This is a genomic window from Burkholderia sp. 10_S31 (genome assembly GCF_056930375.1).
The window spans coordinates 1,189,100-1,215,994 of sequence record NZ_JBXOWK010000003.1; the positions used below are offsets into that span (position 1 = coordinate 1,189,100).

25 protein-coding genes are annotated in these 26,895 nt (G+C 65.2%); 13 read left to right on the forward strand and 12 right to left on the reverse strand.

The features are described 5' to 3' along the window. Window positions 1–122 precede the first annotated feature (122 nt). Window positions 123–1,463: an MFS transporter gene (locus AC1Z3W_RS25585; protein WP_124833251.1), complete on the forward strand. Its 1,341-nt coding sequence runs from the start codon at window positions 123–125 to the stop codon at window positions 1,461–1,463. 127 nt (window positions 1,464–1,590) lie between these two features. Here AC1Z3W_RS25585 and AC1Z3W_RS25590 read toward each other — a convergent pair whose 3' ends face one another. Next, complete coding sequence (locus tag AC1Z3W_RS25590) at window positions 1,591–1,977, reverse strand: nuclear transport factor 2 family protein (RefSeq protein WP_063791561.1); 387 nt, start codon at window positions 1,975–1,977, stop codon at window positions 1,591–1,593. A gap of 147 nt (window positions 1,978–2,124) precedes the next feature. On the opposite strand from AC1Z3W_RS25590, the gene AC1Z3W_RS25595 reads away from it, so the two are divergent. Continuing rightward, entirely contained in the window at window positions 2,125–3,024 is a 900-nt protein-coding gene (locus AC1Z3W_RS25595; protein WP_057928377.1) for a LysR family transcriptional regulator, read from the forward strand. 54 nt (window positions 3,025–3,078) lie between these two features. Here the strand turns inward: AC1Z3W_RS25595 and AC1Z3W_RS25600 are convergent, their stop codons facing one another. The 6 genes from AC1Z3W_RS25600 to AC1Z3W_RS25625 all read right to left on the reverse strand — a co-directional run bounded on the left by AC1Z3W_RS25600 (window position 3,079) and on the right by AC1Z3W_RS25625 (window position 9,731). Further along, a complete protein-coding gene (locus tag AC1Z3W_RS25600) occupies window positions 3,079–3,555 on the reverse strand; it encodes a nuclear transport factor 2 family protein (RefSeq protein ID WP_483508737.1) in 477 nt (158 codons plus the stop codon). A gap of 19 nt (window positions 3,556–3,574) precedes the next feature. After that, window positions 3,575–4,405: an SDR family NAD(P)-dependent oxidoreductase gene (locus AC1Z3W_RS25605; RefSeq protein WP_057928376.1), complete on the reverse strand. Its 831-nt coding sequence runs from the start codon at window positions 4,403–4,405 to the stop codon at window positions 3,575–3,577. Next, window positions 4,402–5,301 carry an NAD-dependent epimerase/dehydratase family protein gene (locus AC1Z3W_RS25610; RefSeq protein ID WP_124833249.1) on the reverse strand — a complete coding sequence of 300 codons (900 nt, stop codon included), beginning with the start codon at window positions 5,299–5,301 and terminating at the stop codon, window positions 4,402–4,404. The genes AC1Z3W_RS25605 and AC1Z3W_RS25610 overlap by 4 nt, the downstream gene beginning before the upstream one ends. 182 nt (window positions 5,302–5,483) lie before the next feature. Next, complete coding sequence (locus AC1Z3W_RS25615; RefSeq protein ID WP_483508738.1) at window positions 5,484–6,959, reverse strand: benzaldehyde dehydrogenase; 1,476 nt, start codon at window positions 6,957–6,959, stop codon at window positions 5,484–5,486. Between the two features lie 111 nt (window positions 6,960–7,070). Next, on the reverse strand, window positions 7,071–8,627 hold the full coding sequence (locus AC1Z3W_RS25620; RefSeq protein WP_483508739.1) for a GMC family oxidoreductase: 1,557 nt from the start codon (window positions 8,625–8,627) through the stop codon (window positions 7,071–7,073). A 201-nt stretch (window positions 8,628–8,828) separates the two neighbouring features. Then, window positions 8,829–9,731: a LysR substrate-binding domain-containing protein gene (locus AC1Z3W_RS25625; RefSeq protein WP_057928372.1), complete on the reverse strand. Its 903-nt coding sequence runs from the start codon at window positions 9,729–9,731 to the stop codon at window positions 8,829–8,831. A 540-nt stretch (window positions 9,732–10,271) separates the two neighbouring features. Here AC1Z3W_RS25625 and AC1Z3W_RS25630 point away from each other — a divergent pair. From AC1Z3W_RS25630 to AC1Z3W_RS25660, 7 genes are all read left to right on the forward strand, one after another. Further along, window positions 10,272–11,621 (forward strand): MFS transporter, encoded by a 1,350-nt coding sequence (locus AC1Z3W_RS25630; RefSeq protein ID WP_483508741.1) that lies wholly within the window; start codon window positions 10,272–10,274, stop codon window positions 11,619–11,621. A gap of 380 nt (window positions 11,622–12,001) precedes the next feature. Then, window positions 12,002–12,463 (forward strand): (2Fe-2S)-binding protein, encoded by a 462-nt coding sequence (locus AC1Z3W_RS25635; protein WP_057928371.1) that lies wholly within the window; start codon window positions 12,002–12,004, stop codon window positions 12,461–12,463. Beyond that, window positions 12,460–14,784 carry a xanthine dehydrogenase family protein molybdopterin-binding subunit gene (locus AC1Z3W_RS25640; RefSeq protein ID WP_483508742.1) on the forward strand — a complete coding sequence of 775 codons (2,325 nt, stop codon included), beginning with the start codon at window positions 12,460–12,462 and terminating at the stop codon, window positions 14,782–14,784. The genes AC1Z3W_RS25635 and AC1Z3W_RS25640 overlap by 4 nt, the downstream gene beginning before the upstream one ends. 402 nt (window positions 14,785–15,186) lie before the next feature. Further along, complete coding sequence (locus tag AC1Z3W_RS25645) at window positions 15,187–17,016, forward strand: acyl-CoA dehydrogenase (protein ID WP_483508743.1); 1,830 nt, start codon at window positions 15,187–15,189, stop codon at window positions 17,014–17,016. Between the two features lie 126 nt (window positions 17,017–17,142). After that, window positions 17,143–18,123 carry an NADPH:quinone oxidoreductase family protein gene (locus AC1Z3W_RS25650; protein ID WP_483508744.1) on the forward strand — a complete coding sequence of 327 codons (981 nt, stop codon included), beginning with the start codon at window positions 17,143–17,145 and terminating at the stop codon, window positions 18,121–18,123. 91 nt (window positions 18,124–18,214) lie between these two features. Beyond that, the gene (locus AC1Z3W_RS25655; protein ID WP_124833243.1) at window positions 18,215–18,652 is read left to right on the forward strand and encodes a nuclear transport factor 2 family protein; all 438 of its coding nucleotides are present in this window, start codon (window positions 18,215–18,217) and stop codon (window positions 18,650–18,652) included. Further along, window positions 18,649–19,014: an iron chelate uptake ABC transporter family permease subunit gene (locus tag AC1Z3W_RS25660; protein WP_063791560.1), complete on the forward strand. Its 366-nt coding sequence runs from the start codon at window positions 18,649–18,651 to the stop codon at window positions 19,012–19,014. Before AC1Z3W_RS25655 ends, AC1Z3W_RS25660 begins: the two co-directional genes overlap by 4 nt. A 70-nt stretch (window positions 19,015–19,084) precedes the next feature. On the opposite strand, the gene AC1Z3W_RS25665 is transcribed toward AC1Z3W_RS25660, so the two are convergent. Together AC1Z3W_RS25665 and AC1Z3W_RS25670 are read right to left on the reverse strand one after the other, a co-directional pair. Next, window positions 19,085–20,449, reverse strand: coding sequence for an ATP-binding protein (locus tag AC1Z3W_RS25665; protein ID WP_483508745.1), 1,365 nt, complete (start codon window positions 20,447–20,449; stop codon window positions 19,085–19,087). Next, window positions 20,450–21,175, reverse strand: a complete 726-nt coding sequence (locus tag AC1Z3W_RS25670) for a response regulator (protein ID WP_057928365.1) — start codon at window positions 21,173–21,175, stop codon at window positions 20,450–20,452. Window positions 21,176–21,420: 245 nt separating this feature from the next. Between AC1Z3W_RS25670 and AC1Z3W_RS25675 the strand changes: the two genes are divergently transcribed. Then, window positions 21,421–22,167 carry a MipA/OmpV family protein gene (locus tag AC1Z3W_RS25675; RefSeq protein WP_124833390.1) on the forward strand — a complete coding sequence of 249 codons (747 nt, stop codon included), beginning with the start codon at window positions 21,421–21,423 and terminating at the stop codon, window positions 22,165–22,167. A gap of 147 nt (window positions 22,168–22,314) precedes the next feature. Here the strand turns inward: AC1Z3W_RS25675 and AC1Z3W_RS25680 are convergent, their stop codons facing one another. Beyond that, window positions 22,315–22,458, reverse strand: a complete 144-nt coding sequence (locus tag AC1Z3W_RS25680) for a hypothetical protein (protein ID WP_260428230.1) — start codon at window positions 22,456–22,458, stop codon at window positions 22,315–22,317. On the opposite strand from AC1Z3W_RS25680, the gene AC1Z3W_RS25685 reads away from it, so the two are divergent. The 3 genes from AC1Z3W_RS25685 to AC1Z3W_RS25695 all read left to right on the forward strand — a co-directional run bounded on the left by AC1Z3W_RS25685 (window position 22,409) and on the right by AC1Z3W_RS25695 (window position 23,923). Next, a complete protein-coding gene (locus AC1Z3W_RS25685; protein ID WP_260428229.1) occupies window positions 22,409–22,711 on the forward strand; it encodes a hypothetical protein in 303 nt (100 codons plus the stop codon). The genes AC1Z3W_RS25680 and AC1Z3W_RS25685 overlap by 50 nt on opposite strands. A gap of 32 nt (window positions 22,712–22,743) precedes the next feature. Further along, a complete protein-coding gene (locus AC1Z3W_RS25690) occupies window positions 22,744–23,319 on the forward strand; it encodes a DUF3304 domain-containing protein (RefSeq protein WP_483509599.1) in 576 nt (191 codons plus the stop codon). Between the two features lie 124 nt (window positions 23,320–23,443). Further along, window positions 23,444–23,923, forward strand: coding sequence for a DUF3304 domain-containing protein (locus AC1Z3W_RS25695; protein ID WP_124833240.1), 480 nt, complete (start codon window positions 23,444–23,446; stop codon window positions 23,921–23,923). Window positions 23,924–24,023: 100 nt separating this feature from the next. Here the strand turns inward: AC1Z3W_RS25695 and AC1Z3W_RS25700 are convergent, their stop codons facing one another. After that, window positions 24,024–25,259 (reverse strand): transglycosylase SLT domain-containing protein, encoded by a 1,236-nt coding sequence (locus tag AC1Z3W_RS25700; protein ID WP_483508746.1) that lies wholly within the window; start codon window positions 25,257–25,259, stop codon window positions 24,024–24,026. Window positions 25,260–25,683: 424 nt separating this feature from the next. Beyond that, window positions 25,684–26,844, reverse strand: coding sequence for a porin (locus tag AC1Z3W_RS25705; RefSeq protein WP_057928360.1), 1,161 nt, complete (start codon window positions 26,842–26,844; stop codon window positions 25,684–25,686). Window positions 26,845–26,895 lie beyond the last annotated feature (51 nt).

A 26,895-nucleotide genomic window follows, 5' to 3' on the forward strand; every position in this document is an offset into this window, starting at 1 on the left:
AATGGGTAGGACAAGAAGGCGGACCGCGATCACGCGGCCGTCCGGATCGTCATGAGGCGGCGAAGGGTTGCGGCGAATCCGCCGCAACTGTAGAAACCCGTCAGGGCACGGAGGAGACAATCATGGCTGCGTCGTCGGACGAGGCGGTTCTTTCGGTATTCGATGCGCGCCCGATGGGGCGGCTGCAATGGCTTGCGCTATCGCTGTGCGGTTTGTGCATGGTCGTCGACGGATACGACGTGCAGGCGATGGCTTATGCCGCGCCGGCCTTGATGAAGACATGGGGTATCGAGCGGGCGGTGCTGGGGCCGGTATTCGGCGCAGGACTGCTCGGCATGTTTGCCGGGTCGTTGCTGCTTGCGGGATTGGCCGACCGGATCGGGCGCCGCCCGTTGCTCGTTGCCGCGAGCGTATGGGTTGCCGGCTGCATGGCGGTGACGACGCACGCGGGTACGCTCGATCAACTGATTGCCATCCGGTTCGCGGCGGGTATCGGGATGGGCGCGATCGTTCCCAATGCGATGTCCCTGGCCGGCGAGTACAGCCCGCGCCGCTTTCGGGTGACGCTGATGATGGCAGTATCGTCAGGCTATATCGCTGGCGGTGTGCTGGGGGGCGCCGTGGCCGCGTTCGTCATCGAGACCCTCGGATGGCGTGGCGTGTTTCATGCTGGTGCGTTGCTGACGGCCGTACTGTCGGCGGCGATGTGGATCGCATTGCCCGAATCGCTTCAGTTTGCCTTGGCACGACGCCCGGGGCGACCGCAGACGCTGCGTCTTCTCCAGCGCGTGGCGCCCGACACGACGTGCGCATCTCAATTCCGCACGGAGAGGCCGGTTCGGCAACATGCGGTCGCGACATTGCTCGGCGGCGGCAGGGCCGTGGCGACGCCGCTCCTGTGGGGCGCGAATTTCGCCAACATGCTGTGTGCATACTTCCTTGCAGCGTGGATCCCGTTGCTGATGGCCGGTACGGACGCGTCGCCTGGCACGCCAGTGCTTGCGGGCACGGCGCTGTGGCTGGGCGGACTGCTCGGAAACTGGCTACTCGGGCTGCTGATCGACCGCCGGGGCTACGCCGTGGTGCTGATCGCGAATTTCGCGGTCGGCGGCATGGCCATCGTCGGGATCGGCATGTTCCATTCGTTGCCGATTCCCGCACTGGCCTGCATCTCGCTGGCAGGCTTCTGCGTGCTCGGCGGGCAATCGGGCCTCAATGCGTTGGCCGTTGTTCTCTATCCGAGCGCGGCGCGGGCGACAGGCGCCGGATGGGCGCTAGGTATCGGGCGGCTCGGCGCCGTACTGGGGCCCGTCGCAGGTGGTTACCTGATGGCGATGACGTGGACGGCGGAGCAGACCCTGATTGCGTCCGCATTGCCCGCGATGGCCACGGCGGCGGCGGTCGGCATGCTGGGCCGGATCTGCCGACAGGGCGCCGTGCCGGTTGCGCAGACCGCGGCGTGATGCGGGCTGCCAGTCGGATTGGCGCGGTACGTCATTGCATTGCGTAGCCGTGCGATGCTCGATTCGGTGCAACCGGAACAACGAGCCGCGCGGCACGGAGTCGTCCGTGCGCACACCGGTGGCGTACTCATGCCGGCAATGCGGTGGTCTGGTGCAACGCCAGCCGCCACGCGTCCTGCTCGCGGCGCCAGACAACCGTGAACACCGAGTGAAGGGTGCGTGGCGTGCCGCGCAGCGTGACGCTCATCTTCACGGTGCCGTTGACGAAAAAGGCCGCATCGCCGAGCGGCTCGACAAAAGCGATGTCGCGATCGGCAGAATGATAGACGACGGCGCCGGTTTCGATGGATGCGAGATAGGAGTGCTTGTCGTCGTTCAGCCCGGTCGAATGAATGAACCGGAGATCGTCGGACAGCAAAGCGGCGAGCGCGCGGGCTTCGCCATGCAGGATACGGTTCCAGCGGAGTGCCTCGAGTTCATTGGCGAGTTGCAGGAGGGTTGGTTCGGTGGTCATGAGGTCGTCCTGTCGGAGGCGGTTTAACGTCGTCGCACATGTCGCGCGGGATATCGGGAAAGTTATCGTCTTTTCCAACGAGAATTAAGTCAGGTAGAGTTCCCCGCTGAACGGACAATCTGTCCGCTATTCAAGGAGCGTCGGCTCATGGACAGCTTCGCGCTGAACGTTTTTGTACAGGCTGCGGATACACGCAGTTTCGTTGCGGCTGGCCGCGTACTCGGCATCTCTGCATCGGGCATCGGCAAGAGTGTGACGCGGCTCGAACAAAGCCTTGGGGTGCGATTGTTTCATCGCAGCACGCGCAGCGTTGCGCTGACGACGGAAGGCGCGCTGTTTCTCGAGCGCGCGCGGCGAATCCTCGCAGAGTTCGATGCGGCGCAGGCCGAGCTGTCGGAGGCGAGTTCGGTTCCTCGCGGGCGGCTGCGGATCGGCTTGCCGATGGTCGGCGATCCGTTCCTGCCGGTGTTTGCAGCGTTTCGTCAGCGTTATCCGGAGATCGAACTCGATCTCGATTTCGACAACCGCATGGCGGACATCATCGACGAGGGCTACGACGCCGTCGTGCGCAGCGGCGACGTCGACGATTCTCGTCTGACCGCACGGCCGCTGGGCCGTTTCAGGATGATGCTGGTCGGCGCGCCCGACTACTTCGCGCGACGCGGGACGCCGTTGCATCCTCGCGAACTCGGCGGGCACGATTGCATCCGATTCAGGATGCCGAATACGGGGAAACTGCAGACGTGGCGGCTGCGGTGCGACGCGGGCGACGAGCAAGAGCTGCAATTGCCGACTGCGATCACGTGCAATACCAACGAGGCCCGCATGTATTTCGCGGTCGCGGGTGTCGGCATTGCTTACGTGTCGGAATTTTCCGCGCGTGATGCGCTTGATGCGGGGCAACTGGTGACGGTGCTCGACAACTACGTGGCCGAGCAGAATACGTTTCAGTTGCTTTGGCCGTCAGGCCGTCATGTGACGCCGCGATTGCGTGCGTTCATCGATTTTCTCTCCGAGCACGTGCAACTCGACAAGACGCGTCGGTGACGCGGGCATGCAGGCAAGGAGATCCCGCGCCTGCGCCCGCGTCTGCGTCCGTGCTTACGCGTGTGCAGCCGCTTCGCTTCCCGCGATCGGCTTCCAGTTCGGCAGCGGGGTCAGGTAGTGCAGCTCGAATCGGCGCTGCGTAAAGGCCCAGCGGCCCTTCCGGCGTTCGAAGGTGTCGCGATACAAACCACTGATCTGTGCCGGGCCGAGTTCGACGTGAGTGACGAGCGCATCGAGCGCTACTTTGCCGGACGCGCGGTCATCGTCGATATCAAGCAGTGGATTGGCCATCCAGTGATGCATGTGCGGCATTTGCTGCCAGTTCCGGTGTGCCGATTCGACGATCGCATCGATCCCCGTATAGTTGCCGAAGGCGTCGCCGAGCAGCAGACGCGCGTCGTCGTGCCAGATGTCGCGCAGCAGCGCCTCGTCGTGAGTGTCAAACGCCTGGTTATACGCCGCAATCAGACGTTCCAGTGCAAACCGGCTTTCCAGCGCGTCGAGTCGCGCTTCGTAGTTCTGCATGTTCATCAGGGCTCCACAAGATAATTCAGAAATCGGTGGAAAGCGTCAGGTCGCGCCACGCGGCAATATCGTCGGCTACTGCCGCCAGCTTCGCTTCGACCACGTGCAGGGCGTCCGCGCCGGCGACAAAACGCAGCGGCGGTGAAGAGTCTTCAGCGAGACGGACGAGTGCAGTGGCGAGCTTGTCCGGATCGCCTCTCTGCTGGTGGTTGCGCTTCTCGAACACGGCTTTTGCTCCGCTCCAGAATGCCGCATAGTCATCGATCGGCAGATCGCCGTAGCGCAGAACCTGGCTGTCGAGAAAATTGGTGCGAAACGCACCCGGTTCGACGATGGTGACCTTGACGCCGAATGCCGCGACTTCCTCGGCGAGCGACTCGGAGAATCCTTCGATCGCGAACTTGGAGGCCGAGTACATCGATGCGCCACTCACCCCCTTGAAACCACCGTTGGACGACATGTTGATCACGTGCCCCGCACGTTGCCGGCGCAACACGGGCAGGACTGCCCGCGTGACGTTGAGCGTGCCGAACACATTGGTGGCGAACTGGCGTTCAATCGCTTCTGGCGCGATCGTCTCGAACGGTCCGAACTGCCCGTAGCCGGCGTTGTTGACCAGCACATCGATTCGTCCGAAGTGCGTGAGGGCGGCAGCGACTGCGGATTCGGCCTGCTCCGGGTGGCGGATGTCGAGCTTCACGGTCAATGCATCGGTGCCGTAAGACTCGTACAGCTCGCCAAGGCGTGCCGTGTCGAGATCGCTCACGACGACGCGGTTTCCGGCCGCGAGCGCGGCCTTTGCGATACTGGCGCCCAAGCCATTTGCGCCGCCAGTGATAAACCATACCTGGCTCATGCGGACATCTCCCGTTCGATCCATGTTTGTGCCGACGTATGCACGGGTTGCCAGCCGAGCTCCCGGCGTGCGCGTCGTGCCCGGACGCGGCTGTTGGTGCCGAACGTGTAGTGGGTGTGCATTTCGCCCCAATGCGGCAGTGCCTCTTCCGCTTGCCATGACTGAACCGGCTCCATCCCAAGTCGAGCGGCGATTGATGCACCGATTTCCGCGAACGACGCCTCACCGTTCTCGGCGAAGTAATAGGCACCGGCGGGCGCATCGTTCAGTGCAAGCAGATAAAGTTCGGCCAGGTCGGCGACATGCACGTTGGACCATCGGTTCAAGCCGCGCCCGACGATACGGACGACACCAGTCTCACGTGCATGTGAGACGAGAAACGGAATCTGGAAACTATCCGCAGTCAGACCTGAGCCGGTACCGTAGACATTGCTCGGGCAGATGACGATCGAACGCACGCCGACGTCCTTTGCCGCCAGGATGCGTAGCTCGTTGTCACGCCGCGGCTGCTTGAAGGGCAGCACGACGAATGGGGTGTCCTCGTCGTAGATCGCGTCCGTGGCGCTTTCCCCACGCGCATCGTCGGCGATCACGCTCGACCCGCTGGTGTGGATGAATGGCTTGTTTGATGCGTGCAGTCCGTGCAACAACGCGTCGATTGCACTCGCATGGTCACTGTCGGCGGCATTGATCACCCCGTCGGCGTTGGAGGCTTCTCGCGTCAGCAGTGCGCTGTCGTCGAGATTGCCGATGACGGGATCGATCGACATGGCGCTCAGGCGAGCTGCCTTTTCGCGGTCTCGAACGAGTCCACGGACGGTATGACCCGCTTCGACGAGTCGTCGTGAAACGGTTCCTCCAATAAAGCCGGATGCTCCGGTAACGAAGATGCGCATGATTGAGTCTCGTGTCGTAGAAGGAGCTTCGAGGCTACCTGCTTCGGAGGTGGGGACAAACCCGGTCTGCGCTCCACTCAGAACGGACGGGATGTCCGGAGTCGAGCAGTGTCTCGCCGTGTTCTTCGAAATGCGTGGGGCGCGTGATCCGGCCGTTGGCGTCCCCGCCACCGCAGAAAAGATCAGAACGGATACGTCGGGATCTGTTGGCGAGTCGTGATCCATTGCCACTCGCTGAACTGGTCGGCGTTGGTCAGCGTGCCGTGATTGAAGCCGTTGCCGGACGTGCCGATGCCGCCGATTGGACCGTAGACTTCATGCAGGACTGTCTGGTCGTTTATGTGAATGATGCCGGCGTGCAGCCGGTCCGCAATGCACTGCGCGTGAGCGAGATCGGCCGATGCAACGGCGGCGACCAGCCCGTAATCGGTGCCGTTGGCCAGTGCAACGACCTCGTCGTCGCTGCTGAAGGTCGTTATGGGCGCGACGGGCCCGAAAATCTCCTCGTCGAATGCGGCCATGCCGGGGCGCACGCCGACGATCACCGTCGGTTCGAAGAACAGCCCGCTGCGCGTGCCACCGGCCAGGACGATGGCGCCCTGATCGCGCGTGACGGTGACGATTCGATCCACATTCGCCGCTTGCTGCTCATTGATGATCGGGCCAATCTGCACGCGCTCGTCGAACGGATCGCCGACCACGAGTGCCTTGGCCTTGCGCACGAGTGCGGCCGCATAGGCCTCGGCGACGCGCTCGTGGACGAGATGCCGGCCAGCCGTGAGACAGATCTGCCCCTGGTGGAAGAACGCTCCCCATGCGCCGGCGCTTGCTGCCGCCTCGATATCGGCGTCTTCGAGGACGATGTACGGGTTGTTGCCGCCGAGTTCGAGCGACACACGCTTCAGCTGGCCACCCGCGATTGAACCGATCTGCCGGCCGACGCGGGTTGACCCTGTGAAGCTGATCATGTCGACGAGCGGTTCGCTGACGAGTGCCGCACCTGTGTCCGCACCACCGGGTATGACGTGGAAGAGTCCTACGGGCAGGCCGGCTTCCTCGAACAGACGGGCGAACGTTACACCGCCGGCGATCGGCGTCTGTACGTCGGGTTTCAGAATCACGGCGTTGCCCATCGCCAGCGCGGGACCGATTGCCCGGGAACCGAGAATGAATGGCGAGTTCCACGGTGTGATGATACCGATCACGCCGACCGGGATGCGGCGCGCGATACTCTGGCGGCCGGCCTCGGCCGTGGCGACGAGCACTCCCTGCGGTTGGCTGCCGAGGGTAGCGGCTTCGAGGACTTCGCGTGCCGAGACTTGCACTTCCCACAGCGCCTTGGCGCGAATCGACCCGGTTTCCCTGACGATCTGGTCGGCGATCTCGTCGGCATGGACGAGCGCGAGCCGGGCGAACTCCCGCAGCACGTCGCCGCGCTTCGGTCCGGGTACGCTTGCCCACGCCTTTTGGGCCTCGCGTGCAATGGCTGCAGCCTTGGCGACATCCTGCGACGATGCAATGCCGATGGAGCCCAGACGTTTCCCCGTTGCCTTTTCCAGCACGTCTTCCGTGTTAGCGAAATGGGATCGGGTCCATCCGTTGCTGTAGATCTTTTCGCTCCATACGTCTGCGGGCGAGAGAAGGGCCTTGCTGGTCAAGATTTTTCTCCTGTCATGAAACGTTCAAATCGAACAAGATTTGAACTACTGATTAAAATACAATCGAGTCGCTGGCGGAGCGGTGCACTTACCGATACGAGTGCCGTTCGCTCAGGCCGTCATCGTCGCGGCTATACGCTCGGCAAGCATGATGGTCGTCACGTTCGTCGGCGCGGAAGGGATCTCAGGCATGATTGACGCATCGACTACCCGCAATGCGTCGACGCCACGCACGCGACCCCACGGGTCGACAACGGCGGACGAATCCGACTCGGCACCCATCGGTGCGGTCGATGTCGGATGCAGGTAGGCCGCGACATTGGCAACGATATTGGCGCGCAATGCGGCCGGATCGTCGGTACGGATGCCGGCACCCGGCGCCATCTCGCGATAGATGAGCGAGGAGAATGGTGCCGTCCGCCCGATTTTTCGCGACAGCTGGACCGCCTCGGCCATCCGGTCGAGATCGTTCGTGTCGCTGAAGAAGTTGTAGCGAATACGGGGCGCGACACGCGGATTGCGGCTTGCCAACCGAAACTGGCCGAGCGACTTCGGTAACGTGACCGCGCAGGCAAGCACGATCGCGGCGCCGGTCGGGCTGATCTTCGGGTCGACCAGATGCGTGGCGGAAATCTGCAGGTCGAGATCGTCGGGTGCTGCGCTGAGCGAACCGGTCCAGACAATCGCCCCCGCCGCGGGTGTCATCGCATTGGCTTCACGCTTCAATGCGTAGACGTTGTAGAAAAACGGATGGTCCTGTAGCCGGTTTCCGACCGGAAGGTCTACGACGGCAGTGATACCCAGATCCCGCAGGTGCGAGGATGGGCCGATGCCTGAGCGCATGAGGATCGAAGGGCTGCCAAACGTACCTGAACAGAGGATGACCTCTCCTGCGGGAATGAATTCCCCGCTGATGAGCTTCACACCCATTGCGCGTTGGCGCTCGATCATTACGCTATCGACTTCGGCCTCGCCGCGGATGACGAGATTGGGGCGCGCACGCACGGTGGCAGTCAGGTATGCCATGCCAGTGTTGATTCGTACGCCGTCGACGACGTTCAGCGCATAGTAGCCGACACCGCGCGGATCCGGACCGTTAAGATCCCGTACGTGACTCAGACCTAGAGCCTGCGAACCATCGACGAATGCGCGCATCGCCGGCGTGTCTTCTTCGGCTGTTCTTTGACGAATCGGGAAGGGACCTGAGCGCCCATGCCATGCATCATCGCCGGACGGCGTGTTCTCCATCGCCTTATATGCGGGGAGAACGTCGTCCCACGACCAGCCGTCGATGCCACGCCGTGTCCAGCGAGCGAAGTCGGAGGGGCGCGCGCGCATCGCCACGGCCGCGTTGACTGCGGAACTGCCGCCGACGACACGGCCACGAGGGACGGGGATGTTGTGGCCAAGGCGGGCGGCATCGTCAGTGTGGTAATGCCAGTCGTAGGTGGGTGAGCCCGCAACGATATTGGCATTCTTGAGCACCGCCGGATAGCTGCCGGGCGCGAAGTTCGGTCCCGCCTCAAGCAGCAGGACGCTGCGGTTAGCGTCGGCGCTCAGTCGCGCAGCAAGCACTGCACCAGCTGAGCCGCCACCGACAATCACTATATCGAATGCAGTCCTTGATCGTTCACCTGCAGTGGCCTTGAGGCCGGATACGGCACTCATTGCCGCTGCGGCTCCGGTGACGAGAACATCGCGTCTTGACATCTTCACTGCCTGTCTCCTGAATATGTTTCCGGTGCGTGCTGGCGTCCGGTAGCGTTTGCCGAAAGGAATCTTGCGGCAGTGTGTTCAGGATGGCGTTGGATCAGGAGGGCAACAATATGGATATTTGGGAACCTGCGTCCAGTTGGCTGGACGATCTGGTCAGGACACCGCTTCGGGAATTCTCTGGGCGAGATAGTCGAGAAAGACACGCACGGACGGTTGCATACCGTGTCGGAATGGAATCACGGCAGTGATGTTGGCTTCACCAGCCAGCCAGTCAGGAAGGACACGCTGAAGAGCGCCCGTCTGAATCTCATCGCGACACACATAGTGAGGCAACGCAATGATGCCGAGACCGTCTCGTGCGGCCTGTTTGAGCGTGACGATATCGTTGCCAGCCAGCCGCGGCTTGAGCGGAACGACAACTTCGCCCTGCGTCGGATGTTTCAACTTCCACGTTTGCGGGTGACCGTGCCGAAGCATGATCAGCGTGTCGTGTCGGGTAAGGTCGCCGATCGAGAGTGGTATGCCACGCTGCTGGAGATAATCCGGTGCGGCGAACAGGAACCAGGGTGCTGGCGCAAGCGTGCGCTGCACCAGCGCGGAGTCTGAAAGTGGGCCAGTGTGTGCCCGCAACGCGAGATCGTAGCTTCCGCCGACGATGTCGACCTGATCGTCACTAACGTGCTGGATGACGTTAACTTTGGGATAACGTTTGATGAAGTCGGGCAATATCTGCCGGATTGCAAACAGCGATGTTGCTGCAGCAGTTGTGAAACGAATCGTGCCGCTGGGTTCGAGGAGGCGCTCTCGGACGACAGCTTCGGCAAGCTCTGCTTGCTCGAGGGTAGCGACGGCGTGACGATAGAACACATCGCCGGCATCGGTCACGCTCAGGCTTCGGGATGTCCGGTTGATCAGTCGAATACCCAACGCGGCTTCAAGCTGCTGGAGGCGATGGCTCACAGTTGATTTGGGCACGTCGAGATTACGGCTCGCAGCTGTGACTCCGCCACATTCCACGATTCGAACGAAATAACGAAAGTCATTGAGGTCGAGCATTTGCGCACCTTATCGTTCAATCTAGAGCGTTGTGATTCCATCAGTGGCGTTGAACGGGCATCCGGGAGCGGTCCACCGTGCAGGCGCCTTGCTTGAGTGCCTCTGCTTGAGCGCGCCTGGATATCATTTGACTATTGTGTCAAATATCTGTCTGATATGTCGAGTAATATTGCGTGGCGCAGGTGTGCCGCTGCCTGGGGATAACGCAGTTCACCTGGAGAAGCTGCACAACCCGACGTCACGTGTTGACGATTTCGCACGGTTCGTATCGAGGCAGCGGCGCATGTTCTTGCGCCACGAGCCAGCGGGATATCGATCCTTCGTCGGATACACCGGCCAAGGGCTGATGTCGGTGAGTGCTATAGGTGTTTTGAACGCCATCAAAACAGCAAGTACGGGTTGCTAGCCAATCTGACGATAGTAGTCGATATACCGGTATCGCAAGAGGACTGCTTAGCACTTGCGCGAAGTCGTAGCATGACATGCACGTCGTGACTTCAATGCGTGACGATGCGGACCACCCCAACACAGGGACACCTCATGTCAGAATTTCGGGATCATCCCACCGTCGCGGCCGTCCCGCCCGTTGACAATCCTGGCGGCTTCGGCCATTGGCGACGCAATCTCGTGGTCTGTGTTTTTGGATCATTTGCGATGGCCGTTGCCATGACGCTCATGCTCCCGTTCTTGCCCCTCTACGTTGAGCAGCTCGGCGTTTCTGCCCCGCCTGCTGTGATCCAGTGGTCCGGAATCGCATATGGCGCGTCGTTTTTTTCCGCTGCCCTGACTGCGCCACTTTGGGGACGCGTCGCTGACCGCTACGGTCGAAAGCTTACGCTCGTGCGCGCGAGCCTTGGGATGACGATCGTCATGTCGTTGATGGGATGCGCGCACACTGTTGAACAGCTCGTAATTCTTCGTTTGTTTGCCGGGCTCCTCGGTGGTTACACGTCTGGCTCGATGGTACTCGTGGCGATGCAAACGCCGAAGGCGCGCTGTGGTTGGGCACTCGGCGTGCTGTCGTCGGGAATCATGGCGGGTAATGTCGTGGGCCCGCTGATCGGCGGTACGCTGCCATCGATGATCGGCATCCGCGCGACGTTCCTTGCTGCGGGCGCGGTAATCGGCGTCGCGTTTGTCGCGACCGTGTCATTTGTGAAGCGCGACTACCCAACCGCAAAGCGCGGCGAGCATGCGACCGAGAATAAGGGGTGGGGTGCGGTTCCGGACAAACGTCCAATTGTCGCTATGCTGCTGACAGGAATGCTGCTGCTGCTGGCTAACATGTCGATTGAGCCCATCATCTCCGTGTACGTGGGTCAACTTGTCACCACGCCTGACCACGTCACGTTGGTCGCAGGTCTCGTGATGTCGGGCGCGGCGCTCGGCAGCATTCTGTCTGCATCATGGCTCGGCCGACTTGCCGATCGGATTGGTCACTGGCGCGTTATCGTAGGGAGCCTCTTCGCATGCGCGATCCTGCTCGTGCCACAGGCGTTCGTTACGCATGCGTGGCAGTTGATCGCGCTGCGCTTTTCGATGGGCATTGCACTCGGCGGGTTGTTGCCGTCTATCGCAAGCGTGATTCGGCATTCGGTACCGCCCAATGTGACTGGCTCGATGCTCGGCTATTCGACGTCTGCGCAGTATGCGGGCCAGGTCGCCGGCCCGCTCGTCGGTAGCTATTTCGGCAGCCACTACGGGATGCGCTCGGTGTTTTGGAGTACTGCATTGCTGATGTCGGTCGGCGTGCTCGTCAACTGGATCGTGCTCACACGCATTCGACATCGCCCGACGAACGTGCGGCCATCGGGACACTGCCGCGCTGACGTACTTTGCAACGGCACGCCAGCGCAGACGCGCGTAGCAGAAGCAAATGCCGAGGGATGAGGGCGCGGTCCATGTCAACGCCCGGCGGCGCACCGGCGAACTGGTCCGAGAGACACGCGCCAGGCGTCGACGACGCCGAAGCGGTTCGACCGAACTGATGCTCCGACCGCCCGAATCCGCCGAATCGCCCCGATCCGACGACAATCGCGAATTCATCTGATAATACGTGCGGCGATCCACACGAAGGAGCAATCGTCCGAACCCCGCCAAACCGTTGCACAGGCAACCGGGCGGCAGCATCGCCGCGATTGCGTCGTCACCCGACGCAATCCGAAAACGAAACGGCGTCAGGCCCACCTGGTCGTTCGGAATGTGCCCAGCGCCGTTCAAATCCCCACCCGACGCCCACGCGACGCGGCGCCGCAAACAGGAGGTGAACGATGATCACGCTGACCGTCAACGGTAGCGAACAGCATTTCGACGGCAATCCCGACATGCCGTTGCTCTGGTATCTGCGCGACGTCCTCGGCCACACGGGCACCAAGTTCGGCTGCGGGATGGCGCTGTGCGGCGCGTGCACCATCCATCTCGACGGCGTGGCCATCCGTTCGTGCATCACGCCCGTCGCGGCCGCCGCCGGCAAGAAAGTGACGACGATCGAGGGCCTGTCGACGGACGTGAACCACCCGCTGCAGCAAGCCTGGCGGGAACTGAACGTCGCGCAATGCGGCTACTGCCAGTCTGGACAGATCATGCAGGCTGCGTCGCTGCTGAAGACGAATCCCCATCCGAGCGATACCGACATCGACGACGCGATGTCCGGGAACATCTGCCGCTGCGGCACCTATACGCGCATTCGTGCGGCGATCCGGCTGGCGGTGCGCCGCGGAGGTGCCGCATGAACGCACCGGAACTCTCCATCCACAACGAAAGCCGCCGGGCCTTGCTGCTCGGCTTCGCATCCGGCGGGCTGCTGCTCGCATTCGGCGTGCCGTCGATCGCGCGCGCGGCCGGGCCGGTGCAGCCGCCGGTCAGCCCGAATCCGCAGTACGGCGGCGCGGGCATGCCGCACGGATTGCGCGACGATCCGAACCTGTTCGTCGCGATCGCGCCGGACGGTACGGTCACGGTGACCTGCATTCGCTCCGAGATGGGCCAGGGCGTGCGAACGAGCGTCGCGCTGGTGGTGGCCGACGAACTCGGTGCGGACTGGGCACGCGTGAAGGTTGCGCAGGCCGTCGGCGACGAGCCGCGCTACGGCAACCAGAACACCGACGGTTCGCGCAGCCTGCGACAGAGTTTCGCGGCGCTGCGGCGCGCGGGTGCGGCCGCGCGCACGATGCTCGAGCAGGCCGCGGCGACGACGTGGGGCGTCGACGTGCGGCAGGTGAAGGCGAAGGTGCACGAGGTCGTCGATATGAAAACCGGGCGCAAGCTCGGCTTCGGCGAATTGGCCGCGAAGGCGGCCGCGCTGCCGGTGCCCGATACGAAAACCGTGCCGTTGAAGGGGCTGGCCGAGTTCCGCTACATCGGCAAGGGCACAACGGCATTGATCGACGGACGCGACATCGTCGGCGGCCGCGCGCACTACGGGATCGACACGCGGCTCGACGGCATGCTGTACGCGGTCGTCGCGCGTCCGCCGGCCTATGGCGATACGGTCGCATCGTTCGATGCGTCGGCCGCGGAGAAGCTGCCGGGTGTCGTCAAGGTCGTGCAGCTCGCGTCGACGCCGCTGCCGTCCGGGTTCCAGCCGCTCGGCGGCGTGGCCGTGATCGCGCGCGACACGTGGACGGCCATCCAGGCGCGTGCGCAACTGAAGATCGACTGGAAGCACGGGCCGCACGCAGGCTACGACTCGGCCGCCTACCGCAAGACGCTCGAGGCGGCGGCCGCGCAGCCGGGCGACGTGATCCGCAACGACGGCGATACGGCCGGGGCGCTTGCGGGCGCCGCGAAGCGGGTGCGTGCGACGTACTACATTCCGCATCTCGCGCACGCGACGATGGAGCCGCCCGCGGCGGTCGCGCGCGTGGCTGACGGCCGCTGCGAAGTGTGGACCTGCACGCAGGCGCCGCAGACCACGCGCGACGAAATCGCGAAGGCGCTTGCGCTGCCGGCCGAGCGCGTGACGGTCAACGTGACGCTGCTCGGCGGCGGCTTCGGCCGCAAGTCGAAGCCGGACTACGTGGTGGAGGCGGCACTGCTGTCGAAGGCGGTGGGGGCGCCGGTCAAGCTGACGTTCACACGCGAGGACGACATCGCGCACGACTATTTCCACGCGGTGTCGCTGGAGGCGTTCGACGGCGGCCTCGATGCAGCGGGGAAAGTGGTCGCGTGGCAGCATCGCACGGTCGCCCCGTCGATCCAGTCGACCTTCAGGGCCGGCGTCGTGCACGAGCAGCCGGGCGAGCTCGCACAAGGTATCGCCGATCTTCCATTCGCAGTCCAGAACGTACGGATCGAGAACCCGGCCGCGGAAGCGCATACACGGATCGGCTGGTTTCGTTCGGTATACAACATTCCGCACGCGTTCGGGATCCAGAGCTTCGTGTCGGAACTTGCGCACGCGGCGGGCCGCGATCCGAAGGATTTCCTGCTCGACCTGATCGGGCCGGCGCGACGCTTCGAGCCGCACATCACGGTGAAGAACGTGAACTACGGCGAGGATCCGGCGTTGTATCCGGTCGATACCGGGCGGCTGCGGCGCGTGATCGAGACAGTCGCACGTGAAGCCGGCTGGGGCCGCAAGCTGCCGAAGGGGCATGGGCTCGGGATCGCCGCGCATCGCAGCTTCGTGTCGTACACGGCGGCGGTGTGCGAAGTGCAGGTCGGCGCGGATGGCGCGATTACGGTGCCGCGCGTCGACATCGCGATCGACTGCGGCCCGCAGGTCAACCCGGAGCGCGTGCGCTCGCAGCTCGAAGGCGCGGTGGTGATGGGGCTTGGCATCGCGCTGCACGGCGAGATCACGTTCAAGGACGGGCACCCGGAGCAGAGCAATTTCAACGGCTTCCAGGTGCTCAGGATGAACGAGGCGCCACGTGAAATCCGTGTGCATCTGGTCGCGCCGGACGACTATGCGACACCGCTCGGCGGCGTAGGCGAGCCGGGCCTGCCGCCGGTCGCGCCGGCGCTGACCAATGCGATCTTCGCGGCGACCGGCACGCGGATTCGCAGCCTGCCCGTCGCGGATCAGCTCGCGAAGCAAAAGGTGGGTTGATACGCGGTCGCGCGCCGGGCCATACGCGTGGTCCGGCGCGCGTACGGGTTGCCAGCGTCTCCGGCGCGGCGCACCGATCGAATGCCTGCGCTCCCTGAACGGTGGCGCGGGAGTTCCGAGCATTGTTGTTTTAGAACGATCGTGCTAAATTCTCCGCCAGCACCTGCAGTCACCGACCCAATCATCCGGTTCCGGCAACCGGAGCCAATGGGCGCGCCGGCGCGCCGCCCGACCGCGAAGCATGGGACCAAAGTAAGCGCTAAAGCGCTAAAGCGCTAACTCTGGTCGACAGGAGACAGACGTGATGGAGCATGTATCGATCGAGCGCCCGCCGATCGAGCGGGCCGCGCACGAGCGGCCGTCGGCGACGCGGGAAAGGCGAGCCACGAGGAGGGCGTCACGATGAGCCTGTTGATGTCGCGACGCGACCTCGCGTTCCTGTTGTACGACTGGCTCGATGCCGAAGCGCTCGTCGCGCTGCCGCGCTATGCGGAACACAGCCGCGAGACGTTCGATGCGGTGCTCGACACCAGCGAGCGGATCGCGGCCGACCTGTTCGCGCCGCATGCGGCGCGCGGCGATCGCGAGGAGCCGCGCTTCGACGGCGAGCGCGTGACGCTGATCCCGGAAGTCGAGCCGGCCGTGCGGGCCTTCGCCGATGCCGGCCTGATCGCCGCGGGCCAGGACGAAGCGTTCGGCGGGATGCGGCTGCCGAAACTCGTCGAAGCCGCATCGTTCCTGTTCTTCCAGGCCGCGAACATCGCGACCGCCGCGTATCCGTTCCTCACCGTCGCGAACGCGAACCTGCTGCTCGCGCACGGCAGCCCTGCGCAGATCGACGCGTTCGCGCGTTCCGAGCTGGAAGGGCGCTTCTTCGGCACGATGTGCCTGTCCGAGCCGCAGGCCGGCTCGTCGCTGTCCGACATCGTCACGCGTGCCGATTTCGAATGCGCGTCGCCGCTCGGCCCGCGCTACCGGATCACCGGCAACAAGATGTGGATTTCCGGCGGCGAACACGAGCTGGCGGAGAACATCGTCCACCTCGTGCTCGCGAAGATTCCCGACGAGCACGGCAGGCTCCAGCCCGGCACGCGCGGCATCTCGCTGTTCATCGTCCCCAAGTATCTGCCGACCGAAGACGGCGCCGCGCGCGGCGAGCACAACGACGTGGCGCTTGCCGGCCTGAACCACAAGATGGGCTATCGCGGCACGACCAACTGCCTGCTGAACTTCGGCGAGGGCACGCGCCATCGTCCGCAGGGACGCGCCGGTGCGATCGGTTACCTGGTCGGCGAGCCGAATCACGGCCTCGCCTATATGTTCCACATGATGAACGAGGCGCGTATCGGCGTCGGCGCGGGCGCGGTGGCGCTCGGCTATACCGGTTACCTGCACGCGCTCGACTATGCGCGCAACCGGCCGCAGGGGCGTCCGCTCGGACCGGCCGGCAAGGACGCGGCCGCGCCGCAGGCGCCGATCGTCGCGCATCCGGACGTGCGGCGCATGCTGCTCGCGCAGAAGGCGTACGTCGAAGGCGGGCTCGCGCTGATCCTGTACTGCGCGCGGCTCGTCGACGCAGCGCGCGCGCACGGTGATGCCGCTGTGTGTGCCGAGGCCGCGCAACTGCTCGACATCCTGACGCCGATCGCGATAAGCTGGCCGTCGCAGTGGTGTCTTGCGGCCAACGATCTCGCGATCCAGGTGCATGGCGGCTACGGCTATACGCGCGACTATCCGGTCGAGCGGCTCTATCGCGACAACCGCCTGAACCCGATTCACGAGGGTACGCACGGCATCCAGGCGCTCGACCTGCTGGGCCGCAAGGTCGGACAGGACGACGGTGCGCTGCTGCGCACGCTCGATGCGCGCATCGGCGCGACGATCGAACGCGCACGGGCCGCGGACGGCGACGCACGCGCGCATGCCGATGCGCTCGCTCGACGCTGGGCGCGGCTCGTCGACGTCACGCGCGCGCTGGCCGCGCTCGGCGATCCGCAGGTGCGGCTCGCGAATGCGAGCGTCTATCTGGAGGCATTCGGCCATCTGGTCGTCGCGTGGCTGTGGCTCGACGTGACGCTCGCCGCGCACGGGCACGACGGCGATTTCCACGACGGCAAGCGTGCCGCCGCGCGTTACTTCTTTCGCTGGGAGCTGCCGAAGGTGGATGCGCAGCTCGATCTGCTGGCGAGCGCCGACACGACGACGCTCGACATGCGCGACGCATGGTTCTGAGTGTCGCGCTGCACGGATGACGGCGTGGCGGTGCAGGCCGGTGCGCCTGCGCCGCGCGCCGGTCGCGCGGGCGTGTCCCGCTGACGTATCGATGCGCGGCGACGTCGCGCGAGGAGAGAGGAAAGCATGAAAGCCCTGTTGTGTACCGCATTCGGCCCGATCGACCGCTTGCGTATCGACGACGTCGCGATTCCCGAACCGGTCGGGGGCCAGGTGCGGATTCGCGTGAAGGCGGCGTCGCTCAATTTTCCCGATGCGCTGATCGTCCAGGGGCTGTATCAGGTGAAGCCGGCGTTGCCGTTCTCGCCCGGCGCGGAATTCGCCGGCGTGATCGACGCGGTCGGCGACGGCGTGAGCGCATGGCGGCCGGGCGACGAGGTGGTCGCATTCACCGGTCACGGCGGTTTCGCCGAGCAGTGCGTGGCCGACGTGCACCAGATCGCGGCGCTGCCGCCGGGGATGACGTTCGAGCAGGGTGCGGCGCTGGTGCTGGCCTACGGCACGTCGCTGCATGCGCTGCAGCAGCGCGCGCGCCTGCAGCAGGGCGAGACGCTGCTGGTGCTGGGTGCGGCGGGCGGCGTCGGGCTGGCGGCGATCGAGATCGCGAAGGCGCTGGGCGCGCGGGTGATCGCGGCCGCGTCGAGCGCGGACAAGCTCGCGCTGTGCCGCGAAGCCGGCGCCGACGACACGATCGACTATGCGACCGACGACTTGCGCCGCCGCGTGGACGAACTGACCGGCGGACGCGGCGCGGACGTTGTCTACGATCCGGTCGGCGGAGCGTACAGCGAGGCGGCGCTGCGCGCGACCGCATGGCGCGGCCGGTTCCTCGTGGTCGGTTTCGCGGCCGGCGAGATTCCGAAGATCGCGCTGAACCTGGCGCTGCTCAAGGAGCGCGATATCCTCGGCGTGTTCTGGGGCGACGCGGTGCGGCGCGATCCCGCGCAGCACGCGGCGAACATGCGCCAGCTTGCGCAATGGTTCGCGGCCGGCAAGGTGCGCCCCGCGATCACCGAGCGCGTGCCGTTGTCGGCTGCGGCCGACGCGATCGCGCGAATGGCGAACCGGCAGGTCAAGGGCAAGGTCGTGATCCTGCCGGACGCATGATCACGCCGGCGCCGAATCATGCGGCGGTGGCCCGAACGGGCGTCGCCCTCGATCGAGATTCGTTTGTGTGACGTTACCGGAGTCGTTGAGCATGCAATCCCTGTCGAATCTGCATCCCGCCGTTGCGAACTCGCTCGCTGCGTGGCACGCGATGATCGCGCGCAAGGATTTCGGCGAACTCGGCACGATCGTCCATCCGGATGCCGTGTTCCGCTCGCCGATGGCGTTCAAGCCGTACGGACCCGCGCCCGCGCTGCTGCTGGCGCTGCGCACGGTACTCACGATCCTCGAGAACTTCGAATACCACCGCGAGTTCGCCGACGACGACGGCACGAGCGTCGTGCTGGAATTCAGCGCGACGGTCGGTGACAAGCGGCTGAAGGGGATCGACATGATCCGCTTCGACGGCGACGGACGAATCGTCGAATTCGAGGTGATGATCCGTCCGTTCAACGCGCTGCAGGCGCTCGGGGCGGAAATGGGCGCGCGGCTCGGACAGCAGCTTCCGGGGTTCAAGGTCGGTGGATGAGCGACCGCGGCGCCTGCGCTTCGTTCGCAACCGGCACGGGCGACGACAGTATCGTCTGGCTGATCCGGATGCCGCGCGCGCTGCTCGCCGCGATCGTCGTCGCCTCGTTCGCGACCGGGGCGATGGTCGCGGTGAGCGGCACGATCGGCTTCGTCGGGCTCGTGACGCCGCACCTGTGCCGCCGCATCGTGGGCGCCGAGCACGGCCGGCTGCTGCCGGTCGCCGCATTGACGGGCGCGATCCTGCTCGTGTGGGCCGACGTCGCCGCGCGCACGCTTGCGGCGCCGGAGGATCTGCCGATCGGTATCGTGACCGCGCTGTTCGGCAGCCTGTTCTTCGTCGCGCTGTTGCGGCGGCGCTGAGCGTCCGGCGAGGCGGCGCGGGCGAGAGTGGGGCGGCGCCTCATGTGTCGTCGCGCCGCCGCCCCCGTGTTTATCGAAGCGGTGAAACGGCGTGGTCGGCCCGGGCGCGTGCCGCACTCGTCTGCGCGTCGCCCAGGAAGTCCGGCAAGGTTCGCGCCGGCAGCGAAATCACGAAGCGCGCGCCGCCGAGCGGCGAATCCTCGAGCCGCACGTTGCCGCCGTGCACGAGCGCGACGCGCCGCACGATCGCGAGCCCGAGACCGAACCCGCCGGTCTGCCGGTCGCGGCTCGAATCGAGCCGCTGGAACGGTTCGAACACGCGCGCGCGTTCGGCGGCCGGAATGCCCGGGCCGTCGTCGTCGACGCTCAGCACCAGCGCGCCGGACGCATCGTGCGTCGCGGACAGCAGGACGGTGTGCGACGCATAGCGTGCGCCGTTGCGAATCAGGTTCAGCAGCGCGCGGGCGACGAGTTTCGGATCGCACACGTGGGTGGCGGGCGCGCCAGTCGTCGATACGCCGAGCGTGAGGCCGCGGTCGGCGACGTCGTTCGCGACGTTGCCGGCGACGCTGTCGAGCAGCGCATCGACGACGACGTCCATCGGCGCGAGCTCGCTGGCGCCTTGCTCGAGCCGCCCGATCGTCAGCAGCTCGGTCACCAGTTCGTCGAGTTCGCGCACGTCGCGCCGCAGTTCGTCGCGGCGTTCGCGCATCCGGCCGCTCTCGCCGGATTCGGCGAGCAGCGCGAGCCCGAATTCGAGGCGTGCGAGCGGCGTCTTCAGCTCGTGCGAGATTCCGTGCATCATCTCGCGCTGCTGCTTGATCGATGCCTCGATCCGCTCGGCCATGTCGTTGAATTGCTGCGACAGTTCGTAGATGTTCGAGCGGCCGGACAGCTCCACGCGTGTCGACAGGTTGCCCGCGCCGAATGCGTGGGCCGCGGCCTGCAGCTTGCGCAGGTCGCGCCAGTGATACGAGATCCACACCACGACCGCGAACAGCGCGGCGAACGCGAGCAGCAGATACGCATAGATCTTGATGTCGAGGTCGGGCGCCTCGATTGGTCGCGCGTGCAGCACGGAGCCGTCCGCGAGCGGCATGTAGTAATCCTTGCCGTCGTAGCTGATCGCGATTCGGCCGGCGTCGAGATCGCGCAGCGGCGTGCCGCTCAATTGCGCGCGGGCGTCGGCTATCGTCATGAAGCGGAGTCCCTCGTTGCCGTGCTTCGCGAGTTCGCGCAGCGCGAGCGTGCGCTGCGCGCCCGGATGGCGTTCCAGATAATCGTTCAGCACGAACGCATAGGTTGTCAGTGAGGCGCGCTGCGCTTGCGCGACGCGTTCGTAGAAGATCCGGTCGAACGTGAACTCGATGAACATGATCGATCCGGCAACACACAGGATCACGATGAGGTACAGCCTGATCAACGGGCGCAGCATTTATTCGTCCCACGCGGAAGGGCTGAACAGGTAGCCGCGACCCCAGATCGTCTTGATCTTGTGCGGCTCCGACGACGCATCCTCGAAACGGCGGCGCAGCTTCGAGATGCCGGAATCGACCGAGCGGTCAAGGCCGTCGAATTCGATCCCGCGCAACTGCTTCAGGATGTCGTCGCGGCTCAGCACGGTGCCGGCCGCGCGCGCGAGGATCAGCAGCAGGTTGAATTCGGCCGTCTTCAGGTCGACCGGCTCGCCGCGCCACGTGACCGTCCGGTTCGGCGGCGAGATCGTCAGTTCACCGAATACGAGCGCGTCGGGCACGGCAGCGGGCGTTTCGGTCGCGGCCGGCTGCGCGCGGCGCAGCAGCGCGCGGGCGCGCGCCACCAGTACGCGCGGCTCGATCGGCTTCGTCACGTAGTCGTCGGCGCCGGTTTCCAGGCCCGCGACCTGGTCGTAGACGTCCGCACGCGCGGTGAGAATCAGCACCGGGACGTTGGTGAAGGCGCGAATGCGCCGGCACACCTCCATCCCGTCGAGATTCGGCAGCATCAGGTCGAGTATCACCAGCGCGGGCTGGTGCTCGCGCACCGCCGCGACGGCCAGGTCGCCGCGCCGCACGACCGTTACCGCGAACTCGTAGTTGTCGAGGTATTCGCGCACGAGCTGCGCGAGGCGATCGTCGTCCTCGATCAGCAGTACACGGTATTTGAGCGGATTGTCGTACATGGTCTCCTCGATATGCACGCGTTGTCTCGCATCCGGCTGGCGGATGCGCGGCGCGGCACGCGAATTCTAGCCGGCGTTCCGGCGGCCCGGGCGGCAGGGCGACAATCGCGAACAATCGAACACAATTGAGCACAGATTCCTCGCAGATTCCGGACAGTCTCGGCGCACGGCGACACCTAGACTTCGGGCTCCGTCACTCTTATCTCGATATTGTGCGCTCAACCCTCCGCCGCTCCCGTTATTGCGTGCCGCTTGCCGGCCTGACCCTTGCCGCCGCCGCCCACGCGGAAAACCAGTATTCGCTTTCGCTCGGCGGCGGGTTCGCGCCGCGCTACCCGGGCAGCAATCAGTATCGCGGCGTCGTCACGCCGGGGTTTTCCGCGAAGTTCGGCAACGGCTTCTTCATCGACGGTACCGAAGGCGCTGGCTACAGGCTGGACCTGCCGCACGGCGCGTTCGTGTCGGCGGCGGTGAGTTACGACCCGGGCCGTGCGGACGAGAACCGCTTCGACCTGCCGGGTTCGGACTACCTGAAGGGGATGGGCCGGGTTCCGGGCTCGGTGCTCGTCGGCGTGCGGGCGGGTGTGACGCTGTTCAACGCGGCCGTGTTGAGCGTCACGGTCGACACCCCGGTGACGCATACGTCACGCGGCGTGTCGGGGCATGCCGACCTCGCGGTGCCCGTATTCAAGACCGCGCAGCACGAGATCGTCGTGACGGGCAGCGTGCATGCCGGCACCGGTCGCTATATGCAGACGTTCTATGGCGTGACCGATGCACAGTCGATGACGAGCCGCTTCCGGCCGTATTCGACGGGCGGCGGGATCGACAGCGCGACGATGTCGGTCGCGTGGAACCGGAACGTGTCGCGGCACTGGTCGGTGCTCGCGACGGGCGGCGTGACGCGGTTGCTCGGACGCTATGGCGACAGCCCGATCGTCCGGTCGCGCAGCAACTACTACGGGATGGCCGGCGCGACCTACAAGTTCTGAACGGGTTGCCGGCGCGCACATGCGGCACGCGATGCGTCGGCGTCGCGCCTTCGCCGCACATCGCGTCCGGTAACATGCAGGCAGATGCGGTACCACGCCAGGGGCGGGACGCCAGTGCGCCGAAGCGGATCGGCGGCGTCGAACCGATCACGCATGCAATGCCCGGTCATGCGCGAGCGCCGCACATGGACTGCCGGGCCGCGACAGGGAGAAGCCGATGAAGAATACGAACACGATCGCGATGCTCGTTGCACTCGTTGCGAGCGCAACCTTTTCAGGATGTTCGGACATGAACACGAAGCATCCGAATGCCACCGCCGGCGGCGCCGCACCGATCGCCGCGCCTGCGTGCAAGGCGGACGCCGCGCCGGACGACGCGTTGATCGGCAGGACCGAGGCCGATGCGGCCGCGCTGCTCGACGGCTGCCTGTGGCGCGTGCTTGAACGCGACGGCAAGTCGTTGCCGGGCACGATGGACTATCGCCAGGAGCGCCGCGACCTCGGCATTCGCGACGGCAAGGTGATCTGGGTGCGGCGCGGGTGACGGATTCGGGCGGTGGGAAGGTGGCTCGAGAGATCGGTTTGAATGCCGGATCCACGGCGTTTGCCGCTCGACTTCTGATGTTCGCGGCCATCCTGCTGGGGACGCTCGGGTGTTCGCGATCGTTCGGCGAGTCGCCGTCGGGCGTCTCGGCCGCACCCGAAACGATGGCGTTGAAATTGAATGCCCTCAACTACACCGACGATCCGATCGGTGCGTTCTATGTCGACGGCAGGTGGGGCGGCGCAGTACCGTCGCGCGTCGGCAGCGGCGGCGGCGCGATCGTCTGCTGTGTTGCATTGCCGAAAAAATGGCATCCGGGCCTGACCGTCAACCTGCAATGGCGGGACGATAATCTGTACGAGAAGGATCCGAAGGCGCTCGCGAGCCGGATCGTGCCCGTCGAGCGCTACGACGAATTCTCGGACGGGTTCCTGTGGGTCCTGTTCTTTCCGCACGATCGAATCACGGTCTACGCATCGCAGTGGATACCCGGCTACCGCGGCTTTCCGCAAGACCTTCAGCCGCCCGACGAAGCCTGCCCGGGAAACTTCACATTGCGCAACAGCGATCCGCTATGTCCGAATCCTGATAAAAGGATCGCGCCGTGAGCTTTCGATTGGTGTCGCGGTGTTGAACAGGGCGGGCGGACGGCAGTTGATCGAACGGGTTCGTTCGCAGATCCGCGCGTTGCGCAGGGGCGGCAACCACGGCGCAAATGTGCGAAGGATATCGATGAAATTCAGGGCAGGGATGCACGCCTGGACGCTGATCGGGCTCGCTGTGCTCGCTTCATGCGGCAAGCATGGCGTCGACGTGTCGGCGGAGCCGCATGACGTGTGCGTCACCGGGTACAACGAGTACGGCCGCAAGCTGCACGAATTCTGGCTCGACAACGAGCATAAGTCGGGATGCTTCGGCAATCCGTCGGCGCGGGAGAGCGGCGAGGCATTCGGCGGCGGCGGCGGTTTCGCGTGCGGCTGCAAGGTGACGCCGGGGCAGAGGGTGAAGCTGTTCTGGGAATTCGCGCAACCGCTGGACGAGATTCGGCGTGGCATCCGGCCAGAGCGCAAGACGATCGATGTGACGATTCCGCAGCCGGAATCGCCGGCTTCGCGCTATTTGCGTGTGTATTTCCGCAAGGACGGCACTGCCGAGCTGCAGTGGGTCGACGACATGAACGCGCCCGAGCTCAAGCCGACTCAGGAAAAGTGAGCGCCATCGCCGAACCAACCTGAACGGTGGCGCGATGACGCTCGGCCGGCAGCTCCCCGGCCGATTCACGCCGGCCATCCAGGCGCAGCCCTTCCGCACGTTACTTCGAGATATACCAGAGCGCGTCCGTGCTGATGCGTGCGGCCGGCGTTGTCGCAGCTGGCGCCCGAGGCGTCGCAACGGGCGCCGTCGTGTTCGACGTCACTGCGGTGGGCCATGTCGCCGGCGTATCCGACGCGGTCGATGTCGTCGAGGAATTTGCCGTACTCGAGGTCGCTGCCGGACCCGACGTCGACGCCGTATCGATATACCAGAGCGCATCGGACGATGCGGTGCGCTTGGCCGCGGCATTCGCAGTGTGTTTCGAGGCGGGCGGCGTGGCGGCGGTTGTCGTCGTCGCGCCCGCGCGCTGCGTGCCCGCACCCGCCTGCGTGGTCGCGCCGGCGCCCGCCGTCCCTGCCGTGCCCCGCTGCGCGCGCGCCTCGAACGGCCCGAGCTGGAAGATTAACGTTTGCGCGGGACGCGTCAGAACGGCATACGGGAACTGCAGCTCCCACGACATCAGCACGCGGCCCGACGACGTTTCGGTGAAGATCGCCGGCACATGCTTCATGTCGCTGAACTGCACGTAGATCCGCGCACCGTCGTCGAACACCTGGGTCGGCTTGGCCTGGTCGGCGCCCGTCACCGTCCAGCCGAAGTTGTACGTGCCGGCCGGGCCGGCGGGCCCGCCTTGCGGCGGCGGGGCGGCCGGCGCGAGCGTGCGGGCACGCGCGACCGGCGGCGCCGACACGCTCAGGCTCGCGAACGGGTTGTACGTCTGCACCTGTTGCGGCGGCGTAAAGGAGGGAGGCAGGATGGGCATGGGAGTATCCGGCGAATCCGGCATGGTCCGGATTGCATCATAGACCTTGCGGGCATACGCGAGGCGCTTGTCGGGCGACGCGGCGTTGTACGCACCGATCGCGTTCCAGTTGGCGCCGAGCTGGCGGATGTTCTGCGACAGGATCCACGCGCCGACGTACGCGTTGGTGCACGCATCGAACAGGCTTTCCCGCGTGATGCCTTCGCGCGCGAGCGTCGGCAGCCAGGTGCTGTTGATCTGCATCAGGCCGATATCGACGGTGCCGTTCGTGTTGGTGTTGACGGCGTTCGGATTCATCCCCGATTCGACCTGCGCGATGCCGCGCAGCAGGCTCACGCTCACGTGCTGAAACGTGGCCGCGTCGTCGAGGCAGTCGGCCCGTGCGAGCCCGTGCAGCGCGCACGACAACGCGATCGTCGCGGCGATCTTCGGCGTGGCGTGGCTGATCGAACGGGCAGTCTGACGCGGCATGGCAGGATGGGGCGGGATCCGGCCGCCCGGTGCAAGGAAATTATGCAGACGCGAAGTGTGCCATAGCGCGCAGACAAATGGCTCGCGTCAAACTTTCCTTTGCATTTGCCGGCGCTTTTGCCGGGCATTTTCCTTGGCGTCGGTATCGCAGCGCGACGCAATGGAATCGGTAAAAAGGGCTGATTTTCGCGCGCAAGCCGGCACCCGGTCACAGTCGCAATACTGACGTCGCGCGTCAGTTGGGTCGCGAATACGGTAATGAATGATGCACCGATAAGGAAAAGGAAAAAACGCGGCGCGAACGCCGCGCGGGCCGAAAACGACGACGGCGGCCGTAGCCGCCGTGTCGGTGAATCAGCCATCCGGAATTCGCCACGCGATTCAGGCCGGCCGCGCGACACCGCGCGCAGCCGGCCGTCGTCGATCAGAAGCGGTGACGCAGGCCGAGGTTGACCATCGTCTGCGAGCTCGTGCCCGCATAGCCGTACGAACCGATCGACGCCTGCGCGGCCATCGACCCGCCGTTGCCGTCGCCGGTCCGGCCGCTCGCGTGCTGGTACGCGGCCGTCAGGTACACGTCGGTGCGCTTCGACAGGTTGTAGTCCGCGCCGGCCGACACCTGATGATAGGTCGCCGACGTATCGCCGCCCGAGCGCGTATAGCTGTAGCCGACGCCGACAAGCAGCGCATTGGTCGCCTGGTAGTTCACGAAGCCTTGCCCGGTGTTGTAGTGCTCGTTCGAGTCGAACACCGAGCTTGCGTCGCGGCGGTACTGCGCATTGCTGTAGCCGAGGCCGAACGTGAACGGGCCGGCGACGTACTGGCCCGCGATGCGGGCGATGCCGATCGAGTGCGCGCTCGCATAGCCGTTGTTGATCGGGCCGTCGAAGGTGCCGTCCGACGAGCTGGTCCAGCCGTTGCGCAGCCCGTTCGACGCAGGGCTGTTGGTCGCATGGAAGTAGCCGCCCGCGACGCTGAACGGTCCGTTGTTGTACGACACGGCCGCCGAATACGACTGCGCGGCGCCGGTGCTGCCGGCGATGCCGCCGAACGAGTACATCGCCGCGAACTGCAGGCCCGAATACACGGCCGACGTGTATTTCACCGCGTTGTCGACGCGGAAGCTGTTGTCGTAGTTGTCGACGTCGCCCGGCGTCGCGAACACGCTGCCGAGAGTGTTGTCGGCGGTGATGCCCTGCACGAGGTCGACGAGCGGATCGTACTGGCGGCCGAACGTGAGCGTGCCGTAGCGGTCGCTCGTCAGCCCGACGAACGCTTGCCGGCCGAACAGGCGGCCGCCCTGGCCCTGCCGGCCGTTGCTCGGGTCGAAGCCGTTCTCGAGCTGGAACAGCGCCTTCAGCCCGCCGCCCAGATCCTCGGTGCCTTTCACGCCCCAGCGGCTGCCGGCGAGGTTGCCCGCGCTGCTGTTGCCGAGCATCCACGCATTGTCCTTGCCCTGCGCGTGATTCACGTACGTGATTGACGTGTCGATCACGCCGTACAGCGTGACGCTCGACTGCGCATGCGCGGCGGGAATCGCCGCGAACGACGCGAGCGAAATCAGCGAGAGGGTCGTGCGTTTCATTTCAATTCTCCTTGCGTATTGGCTTGCTTTCCTTAACCGGAATGGCAGGAG

What these genes read in the sequence shown, in the direction of transcription:
- AC1Z3W_RS25665 (WP_483508745.1), bottom strand. Translation starts at nt 20,449, where the DNA reads ATGCTGCGCCCGTTGATCAGGCTGTACCTCATCGTGATCCTGTGTGTT.
- AC1Z3W_RS25635 (WP_057928371.1), top strand. Translation starts at nt 12,002, where the DNA reads ATGATCACGCTGACCGTCAACGGTAGCGAACAGCATTTCGACGGCAAT.
- AC1Z3W_RS25695 (WP_124833240.1), top strand. Translation starts at nt 23,444, where the DNA reads ATGAAATTCAGGGCAGGGATGCACGCCTGGACGCTGATCGGGCTCGCT.
- AC1Z3W_RS25585 (WP_124833251.1), top strand. Translation starts at nt 123, where the DNA reads ATGGCTGCGTCGTCGGACGAGGCGGTTCTTTCGGTATTCGATGCGCGC.
- AC1Z3W_RS25660 (WP_063791560.1), top strand. Translation starts at nt 18,649, where the DNA reads ATGAGCGACCGCGGCGCCTGCGCTTCGTTCGCAACCGGCACGGGCGAC.
- AC1Z3W_RS25645 (WP_483508743.1), top strand. Translation starts at nt 15,187, where the DNA reads ATGAGCCTGTTGATGTCGCGACGCGACCTCGCGTTCCTGTTGTACGAC.
- AC1Z3W_RS25640 (WP_483508742.1), top strand. Translation starts at nt 12,460, where the DNA reads ATGAACGCACCGGAACTCTCCATCCACAACGAAAGCCGCCGGGCCTTG.
- AC1Z3W_RS25600 (WP_483508737.1), bottom strand. Translation starts at nt 3,555, where the DNA reads ATGAACATGCAGAACTACGAAGCGCGACTCGACGCGCTGGAAAGCCGG.
- AC1Z3W_RS25700 (WP_483508746.1), bottom strand. Translation starts at nt 25,259, where the DNA reads ATGCCGCGTCAGACTGCCCGTTCGATCAGCCACGCCACGCCGAAGATC.
- AC1Z3W_RS25605 (WP_057928376.1), bottom strand. Translation starts at nt 4,405, where the DNA reads ATGAGCCAGGTATGGTTTATCACTGGCGGCGCAAATGGCTTGGGCGCC.
- AC1Z3W_RS25630 (WP_483508741.1), top strand. Translation starts at nt 10,272, where the DNA reads ATGTCAGAATTTCGGGATCATCCCACCGTCGCGGCCGTCCCGCCCGTT.
- AC1Z3W_RS25655 (WP_124833243.1), top strand. Translation starts at nt 18,215, where the DNA reads ATGCAATCCCTGTCGAATCTGCATCCCGCCGTTGCGAACTCGCTCGCT.
- AC1Z3W_RS25680 (WP_260428230.1), bottom strand. Translation starts at nt 22,458, where the DNA reads ATGTCCGAACATCCTGAAAAGGTTGCGCTCGCAACGAGTGCAACGAGC.
- AC1Z3W_RS25705 (WP_057928360.1), bottom strand. Translation starts at nt 26,844, where the DNA reads ATGAAACGCACGACCCTCTCGCTGATTTCGCTCGCGTCGTTCGCGGCG.
- AC1Z3W_RS25595 (WP_057928377.1), top strand. Translation starts at nt 2,125, where the DNA reads ATGGACAGCTTCGCGCTGAACGTTTTTGTACAGGCTGCGGATACACGC.
- AC1Z3W_RS25625 (WP_057928372.1), bottom strand. Translation starts at nt 9,731, where the DNA reads ATGCTCGACCTCAATGACTTTCGTTATTTCGTTCGAATCGTGGAATGT.
- AC1Z3W_RS25620 (WP_483508739.1), bottom strand. Translation starts at nt 8,627, where the DNA reads ATGAGTGCCGTATCCGGCCTCAAGGCCACTGCAGGTGAACGATCAAGG.
- AC1Z3W_RS25590 (WP_063791561.1), bottom strand. Translation starts at nt 1,977, where the DNA reads ATGACCACCGAACCAACCCTCCTGCAACTCGCCAATGAACTCGAGGCA.
- AC1Z3W_RS25610 (WP_124833249.1), bottom strand. Translation starts at nt 5,301, where the DNA reads ATGCGCATCTTCGTTACCGGAGCATCCGGCTTTATTGGAGGAACCGTT.
- AC1Z3W_RS25670 (WP_057928365.1), bottom strand. Translation starts at nt 21,175, where the DNA reads ATGTACGACAATCCGCTCAAATACCGTGTACTGCTGATCGAGGACGAC.
- AC1Z3W_RS25685 (WP_260428229.1), top strand. Translation starts at nt 22,409, where the DNA reads ATGCTCGTTGCACTCGTTGCGAGCGCAACCTTTTCAGGATGTTCGGAC.
- AC1Z3W_RS25650 (WP_483508744.1), top strand. Translation starts at nt 17,143, where the DNA reads ATGAAAGCCCTGTTGTGTACCGCATTCGGCCCGATCGACCGCTTGCGT.